The organism is bacterium, assembly GCA_024228115.1.
Taxonomy (GTDB): domain Bacteria; phylum Myxococcota_A; class UBA9160; order UBA9160; family UBA6930.
On record JAAETT010000652.1, the window covers coordinates 1 to 8,354 of the forward strand.

An 8,354-nucleotide genomic window follows, 5' to 3' on the forward strand; every position below is an offset into this window, starting at 1 on the left:
GTCAAGTCAATCCGATACCGCTTCTTCGACATACGGGCCCCATGAATCGGCCCGCGACACGGCGAGAACCGATTGGCTGCGGGGGACGCAGTGCTTAGCATGACAACACTTCCGCCTTTGGTCGATACAAGGGACTAGCCCGGGAGTGCGCCGAGGAGCGTTGCGATGTCCGGCATGCCGGCCGGCCAGAGTTCCGGGTCGGCGAGCGCCGGGTCGCTGTCGTCCTCGAAGGCCTCGATGCGTTCCGGCTCCTCAGTGACCAGTTCCGCAAAGCCGACGAGCCCGACGATCATGCGGTGGTGTTCGGGAACACGGCCCGGAACGTGATGGTGTCCGACGCTCCAGCGCAACAGCTCCGGCAGTTCGCGGGCTTCCGCAAAGCACAGGCCGAGGAGCGGATGGAGTTCATCGATCATCTTCCGGGCCAACAGTTCGCTAGGCCGGCCGCCTCGGGTCTTGGTTCGCAGAGCGCTCAGGTTCCGATAGGCGACGACCTTGCCCACGTCGTGGAAGAGGCCGGCCATGTAGGCATCGCCCGGACTCGCAACGCCCGTGCCTCGGGCCAGGGACGCGGCCGTTTCCGCGACCTCGGAAGAATGATCCTGTAGGGCTCGCGTCTCGACGTCGTATCCCGGCACCCGAAAGACGTCTTCGCCAACGGCTGCTGCGACGGCCAGGGAGCGGACCATCTCGAAACCGAGCATCGACACGCTCTGGTCGAGGCTCTGGATACGACCTGCACCGAGGGTGGGTGCGTTGGCATGGCGCAGGATCTGGGCGGAGAGTGCCTGATCGCGCTGGATCAAGTCGGCAACCTCGTCGTTGTCGAGTTCACTCGACCCGTCGAGGGAAAGCAGCATGCCGGCTACCTCGGGCAGGACCGGGATATCGAGATGGCCGGAGGCGATGCAATCCCCCATTCCATCGAGGCAGCGACGATCGGTCGGGTTGACGGCGTGCTCGCGCAATGCCGCCAGTCGCTGGGTCGCGAATTCGGCGATCGGTTCGTCCGCCGCCGGTGGCATCGGGTGGTAGATGCCCGTCCGTACCTCGCGTTTGACCGGGGTCGGTGTCGGGTGTCGCGGTTGGCTCATGTCCTCTTGCGAGCGACGCGGCGGCCGGGAGAGGCTTTCCGGCTCCGGCTTGCGGAGGATGCGTGATAGGAGTCCCACGAGATGCGATGTCGACCCGGCCCGGGCCTCACTTGAGAGATCAGCCAGGCAAAGGGCCGCTTCCTCGGGCAAAGGATCGGCGGGCCTCGGTGAAATACAGGCCGTGGCCCGGTTGCAATCCCCGGCTCCGGGGATTGCTGCCGCCTAACTACATGCTGGGGGGGCGATGGCGATTGTGCTCGCGCAAGGCTTCTCGGACGAGCCAGGCACCAAGGGCGAATACGAGTGCGGAGGTCGGCTCCGGGATGGCAGGACCCGGCGGCGGAATCGCACTCTTCTGGAGATTCCCCGAGTAGGTGACGACGGTGTTCGACGAGGCGCCGGTATCGCCCTGGTCGATTGCGAAGGTTCCCAGCGAACTCCCGTCCTCGGAGATCATCAAAGAGATCGTGGCGCTCTGGCCCGCCGCCAGGCTGCCAACCGCAAACTGGAGACCCATCGCAACATCGTCCGGTGTACCGATCGGAAGGGTGTTGGTTCCGTCGAGGGTGCCCGCCTGGGCGTTGGCGAAGAGGTCTCCGAACGCGAAGCCCGGCTCATCCACCTCGAAGGTCTGGCCGGCAGCCAGTGTGCCTCGCGTCGTGGCGTACTCATTGAAGAAGGTATTCGTCGGCTCGTCGATCTCCGCGTCCAGGAAGGACGAGAATGAGACGTTGCCGATCGACGCGGCGGTGTTGTTCGTGAAGGTGAACGTGATGGTGAGATCCGTCGTGTCCGCCGAGAGGCTCGAGCCGAACGCGAAGTCGAGCCCTGAGACCGTGCCGCCCGCCTGGGAGAGCTGGGTATGGGTTCCGCCCACATGCAGGAAGGCGTCGGCCTCGAAGATCGAGCCGCCAGGACCGACATCCAGCGTCTGCCCGTTCTGGGTTCCGCCGGCCCCTCCCGGGCCGAACGCCGTCATGCTGATCGCCGTGGCCGAATCGGCGGCCAGGGCCAGCGGAATCAGGGCGAAGAGCGAAGCCTGGAGGAGGACGCGCGCCCTTCGAGGCCACATCAGTCCGCGAGTCATGCCGTTCGCTCCTTGGATCCATGGTGATGTGCCCGCACCCCGGGGGGCGCAGCACATAGGCAAGCTAAGGGGAATTCACCCTACCACAAGGGTCTGACCTCTGAGATTCGCCATTTTGCGAAGGTCGTGGGTCCTCTCAATGAGGTAAAAGCACATCGTTGGGTTGAGTTCGGTTTTTTGGAGGCACGATCTACGTGCGAGCCATCGAGGCTGCGAGGCCGCAAGCCCCCGCCGTAGGCGCGGGCGGCGTTTCTGCATGTCCCCCCCCTCAGAAGTGGGCCATCGGTTGGCTGCTGCTCGTCGTCACCTTCGTTCTGGGCTGCCCGCCCAGTGCCCCCCCGCCGGCCGTGGGTCCGCTCACCTGTCGCGCCAAGCCGGGCAAGGTCGACCTGCTCTGGACGGCTGCCGCCAACGCGACGAACTACGACGTCATGCGCGCCCAGGGCGGTGCCGCACCTTCCATCGTCTCCACGGTCCAAAATCCGGTCTACGCGGATTTCGGCCTGACCGATGGCGTCACCTACACCTACACAGTCGTTGCACGGAACAGCCTGGGATCCGCGGCCCCTTCGCCTACCTGTAGCGCGACGCCGAATGATCGCGGCGTCCCCCCGCCGAACCAGCCGCCGTCAATCACTTCGACGCCGCTCCTCGAGGCCTTCGAAGGCGCGCTCTGGCACTACCAGCTCGAGACGACCGATCCGGACGGCGACCCGGTGAGCCTCGTGCTCGACGACGCTCCCGGCGGCATGCAGCTCTCGGCGGGCGGGCTCCTCACCTGGACCCCGGATCCGGTCCACGTCGAGCGGGATCCGACGGTGCGGGTTGTCGCCTCGGATCCGCCGGGCCTCACGGATACGCAAGAGTTCGTGGTCGACGTGACGCAGGAGAACCTCCCGCCCGTCATCACTTCGAACCCCGTGCGCACCGCCGAGGCGAACGCGCTCTACCAGTATCCCGCGGAGGCGTACGAGCCCGACGGCGAGGTCGTCGCCTGGTCGCTGGTCGCTCCCGCGCCGAGCGGGATGTCGATCGGTGCGTCGAGCGGCGTCATCAGCTGGACGCCCGGCATCGGTGATCTCGGTCCTCAGGCCGTCAAGGTGGCTGCCGCCGATCCCAACGGAAATCAGGACGAGCAGACCTACCAGCTCGAGGTCTGGATCGATCCGCTGCAGCTCACGCAACCGACGGGGACGTTCCAGATCCCGGTCGGCACCGAGATCGTGCTGCCCGTCGTCGCAAACTACGACGACGCGCGCATCAGCGCCGAGCCGCTTCCGGACAACGCGACGCTGTCACCCGATGAGTTCCGCTTCACGCCCACGCTCGAGCAGGAGGGCCGGCACGATCTCCAGTTCCTCGCCCGCTTCGCGGGGATGCGCGCTGCGACATTCGTCACGATCGAGGTGATCACCGAGAACGCTCCGCCCGAGCTCGGCCCGGTCGCGGACCAGCTGCTGAACGAGGGCGAGTCGATTCGCGTCCCCGTGACCTCTTCGGACCCGGATGGGGACACCGTCCTCGTGACGGCACCCGGGCTCGCGATCGAAAACGCCTTCTTCGACCAGCTGAACTCGACCTTCAGCTTCTCGCCCTCGTTCGAGCAGGCGGGCAGCTACAACGTGACGGTCGAGGCGACCGACGGCCAGGAGGTGGTGCAGACCTCGTTCGCGGTCGACGTCGTCGAAGTGCCGCCGCCTCCGACGAACCTCGAGCTCGTTGTCGACCCGCCGATCAGCCCCACGTTCGCGACGCGCGCGCCGATCGCGGGCTCCGTCGTGGGCGAGATCGGTCCGCCTCCGACGCCGGAGCCGTTGCTGCTCCTGACCGGCGTTGCACCGACTTCGGTGCGCCAGGGTCGCGAGCTGGAGGTGATCCTCACCGGCCTGAACACGGCCTTCGCGGAGGGCACGACCACGGTCTACTTCGGCGACGGCATCGAGGTGCTCGAGCTCGAGGTGCAATCGGAGACGTCGCTGCGTGTACGCGTCAGCGCGGCCGTCGACGCCACGCTCGGGCTCCGCCAGATCGTGGCGACGCAGGACGGAAACGCGGTGCCCTCGGTGGTCGCGTTCCTGGTCTCGGAGGGCGCGGCTGCCTTCTCGGGGGTTCTGCGGGACGACTTCGACGATCAGCCTCTCGTCGGTGCCACGATCACCGTCCTCGGAACCAACATCTCCACCGTCACCGGGCCGGACGGAAGCTTCACGCTCGACGGCATCCCGGCGGGAAGTGCGCGGATCACCATCTCCCGTGCGAACTACGAGATCCAGGTTCTCGAGCTCTCGGTCTCGGCGAATCAGCAGATCGACGTCCCGGATCCCATCGGTGTGCGGGCGTTGGCGCGGCCCTTCAACCCCGGTGGGTCGCTCCCGCGCGCCGCGAAGCTCGCGAGTCTCCTGGATCGCAACGTCGGTGGAGACGGAAGCGATCTCACCCAGGAGCAGGCCGAGGCCCTCATCCAGGACACGCTGCTCGTCGTCGGCGGCAACGAGGTCGGCGTTCTCGACGAAAACGGGAATCAGCTGAACCCGAAGCTCGAGGGTCCGGGGCTGTTCAACCTGACGTCGGAGGGATGCCGGAGACAGGCCAGAGTGCTCGTCGATGGGGACATGACGCCCCTGGGTGAGGTCCTTCAGTCGCTCATCGATCTCTACGAATGGTCGCCGAGCGCGCCGGTGGTGGATGAGTTCATCGTGCTGCTCCAGGCCGAGGTCGACGAAGCCTGGTCGGATCCGGCGAATCCCGAGAACGCGATGGCGGTCACGCTGTTCAACGGGGACCGCACCAGCCTGGCACCGAACCCGCCCGTGCTCACCGCCGCGACTCCGCTCAATCGCTTCCAGGTCTACCTGCTCACCATGAGCTACGCGGGTGCGACACTCCGATTCATCGAATCCGATCTCGATCTGGCGCTGATCCAGCTGGGAATCGATCCGTCGACTCTCGAAGACGGGAGCTTCGGCGACACGGCCTCGGCTGCGCCCGGTTCAGGAGACTCGAGCGAAGCTCTGAAGTACGCGTCGTCGCTCGCGGTCTTCGCGCTCGAGACGGTGTTCGGCCGGGCAGCACACGCCCAGGCCGGAGATCCCACTCTCATCGAGCAGAACAAATTCCGCGCCCGAGCCCCCTTCGGCCGGACCTTCACGAAGGTCATGCGCCAGTCCATCAAGCTCGGCAAGATCGAGGCGAAGCTCGTGGGCTCGCTGATCGGCCTTGGCGCCCTGATTCAGTTCGGAGCCACGGTTGTCGGTGGTGTGGCGGGTGGCATCGCCGGCGCCACGGTGGCGTTCGGGACGACGCTTGCGCTCATCGACGGCGCATTGGCGATTTTGGTGACGAAGCTGCTCGTCGCCGCACTCGCGGCGAAGCTCGAGCAGGACATGAGTCCGACGGCACCCGAACCCGGGGACACGAGCATCGACGACGATGGCTTCCTGGTGATTCCATTCGAGATCAGCGACTCCGAACGGCGCAATCGCGTGGACCGTCAGCGGCTCGCCGATGGGGAACCGCACACCAACTTCGCTCTCCGCCCGGACATCCTCCACTTCAACTACGTGCTCTGGCAGTTCCCGGATCCCGATACCAATCGCGATGAGAAAGGCACCGCCCTCGACCGGTACCGCGTCGTGGTGGTCGACGACACCCGCCGCAAGTTCGTGATCTCTCCGGACCATTTGCAGAACGGCGTCGGGTTCTTCCGAATCGCGACCGTGCAGACGATTCGGGGCAAGGACAAGCCGCTCGAGACGTTCAAGTCTTCGTTCGCAGTGACCGCTGACGGCCAGACGCCTCTTCCGCGACAGGTCCTCGACTTCGTCACGAAAATCCCGTTCTCCTTCCAGCCCGACCAGGTCGACGCGATCAAGGGGCGGCTCAACCAGGACCTGGACGCTCTGCTCAGTCAACAGCCGGTGCTCGAACTCGGTGATGTGAGCGGACGAATCAACGGACTGTCGGTGACCAATCAGCTGGTCAAGCAGGAGATCGTCGAACTCGAAACGCTTGCGAATCGCCAGACGCAGATCCTCGGCGACCAGCTGTCGCTCTATGGGCCCACGACCAAGGCGCTGCAGGTTGCCGAGAGTGGTGAGCATCTCGGCGGGGACTTCTCCCGACTCGGGAGCCGAGCCTCAGAGCAAATCCGCGATCTGTTCGCCGGCGAGATTCCGAGTCTCGAGTTCCGGCAGGTTCTCGATGACCTGACCACCGAAATCCAGACAATCGCAAGGGAAGCCGACATCGCGACGATCGCGCAGGATGCGCAGGACCATCTCGATGCCTTCGTCAAGAAGGCACTCGAGAATGCGGCGCAGAATCCGAACGCAATCGCGACGACGAAGTTCAATCTGGTCGACCCGGTCACCGGAGCGGTCAGCGAGGTCGACGTCGCCGTTCCCAACGCGCAGGCCAGGTCGATCACTCCGATCGCGGTGGAGCAGGGTGCGAAGGCCGAGGCGGCGACCGTCAAGATCGGGCAGTCCCGCGGCGCGATCGAAGAGGCGAAGCTTCTCGGCTTCGAAACGAACACTCCGAACTTCAATCAGCTTCGCGACGTCTACGACGAACGCGAAGTGATTCGAAGAGACCTGGCTGCTGCGAAGGACTTGCAGAAGGCCGTGGTCGAGCGGTTCGAGAGGCTCGTCAGTGGACGGAACCTAGATCGAGCCGCGGATGCCGCTGGGGCGTCGTCCCCCCGGACTCGACTCGAGGCCGGTGAGCGCGGCAGTCCATTCGAGTTCTTCGACGTCGGGAGGATCGTGTCCCAGTCGCTGGGGATCTTCGGCGGATCGATGACGGCTGCCGATACGTTCATCGGGATCGTCTCCGAGGTCCGGAAGCTCGAGAGCAATTTCTCGGACGTGATCGTCATTCGGGATCAGCGCCAGCCGCGGACGTTCCGGCCGCAGATTCTTCGCGACCCCAACATCGAGCGCTTTGGCGGGATCGTCACCTATGAACCTGTCTGCACGGCTGTGCTACCGGCGGAATGCGGATTGCCCGATCCGCGAAATCCGACCGGACCCCCATTGGAGAAGAAGGCGGGCCAGTTCCGGAGCCTCTACCCGACCGAAGACTACGTCGCAGATCTCGACAGCGCGGGGTTCCCGCCCTTCTTGATCACCTCGGACGATCTGGGACGCATCTACACGGTCAACGGCCGAAGCACGGACCGCTTCGGTGGTCGCATCTTCCGCTACAACGCCCCCGGAGCCATGGAGCGGGTCTTCGCGGGCTCGATCAAGTACTACAACGCGACGCTCGGATACGGCCAGCCTGCGGGTCCCGTCGCGATGGCGGCAGGCAAGACGCACGACGACGGACCCAATCGGACGGCTCTGTTCATCGCCCACGTCGATGAAGACAACAATCGACGCGAGATCGTCCGGATGGCGGTCTGGAAGCTCGATGTTCCCGACAGCGGTGGGATCGTCGGCGAGTCCTACCTGGTGGACTCCCGGCTGCAGCTCACGGGCCCCAGCGACATGCTGGCCCTCCCTCCCGACGCGGCCGGAAATCAGCGGATCTACCTGACCGACGAGTCGCACCTCTGGCTCATCCAGGAGAACGTCATTTCGGGTGGCGGCGCGACCTTGACGGAGCTCGTGAACGAGCCGGGTCGCCGCTGGTCCGGTCTCGCACTGGATCCGACCGGCAACCTCTGGATGGCGGACTTCATCAGCGGGGACGTCGTCGCTTATACACCGGGAGACATCTCGATTCTCGAATCGGGTGCCCAGGTGTGTCGCCGCAAGCTGCCGCTCGAATACACCTCGCTCGCCCTGGCCGAAGACATCGAGATCGATCACTCCGGCACGTTCTTGTCGACGTCCGATTCGTACGGGCTGCGCCGAGCCTTCAATCTGCCGGTCGTGATCCAGAGTGGCGCCGGAGTCCGGATCTCGGCGAGCGCTCTCGGCGTGACGAGAGAAGCGATCCGCGCCACCGATCCGAACGGCATCTGCCCGACCATGCACTACATCGAGCCGATCGATGACGAGAGGAACTCGGGGTCGATCGAGTTGACGGTGACGGCCTCGGACGGTCATCCCTTCTCCTACAAGGCTGCGCTGCCGACCGCGGGGCCCCTGTTCGTCACGTTGCCGGAGGACCTCTAGCTCCAATCCGTCGTATTGAGGTGAAGGCCGGACATTGAAATGGCCCTGCGA

The 8,354-nt window shown here is 65.3% G+C and carries 3 protein-coding genes; 1 reads left to right on the forward strand and 2 read right to left on the reverse strand.

Features of this window, described 5'->3' with window-relative positions:
* Positions 1-134 precede the first annotated feature (134 nt).
* Both GY937_27075 and GY937_27080 read right to left on the reverse strand, forming a co-directional pair.
* A complete protein-coding gene (locus GY937_27075) occupies positions 135-1,172 on the reverse strand; it encodes an HDOD domain-containing protein (GenBank protein ID MCP5060377.1) in 1,038 nt (345 codons plus the stop codon).
* Between the two features lie 148 nt (positions 1,173-1,320).
* Positions 1,321-2,181: a hypothetical protein gene (locus GY937_27080; protein ID MCP5060378.1), complete on the reverse strand. Its 861-nt coding sequence runs from the start codon at positions 2,179-2,181 to the stop codon at positions 1,321-1,323.
* Positions 2,182-2,375: 194 nt separating this feature from the next.
* On the opposite strand from GY937_27080, the gene GY937_27085 reads away from it, so the two are divergent.
* The gene (locus GY937_27085; protein ID MCP5060379.1) at positions 2,376-8,303 is read left to right on the forward strand and encodes a hypothetical protein; all 5,928 of its coding nucleotides are present in this window, start codon (positions 2,376-2,378) and stop codon (positions 8,301-8,303) included.
* Positions 8,304-8,354 lie beyond the last annotated feature (51 nt).

Bases quoted from the DNA above. Each gene is read 5' to 3' on its own strand.
- GY937_27080 (MCP5060378.1), bottom strand. From the start codon at position 2,181: ATGACTCGCGGACTGATGTGGCCTCGAAGGGCGCGCGTCCTCCTCCAG.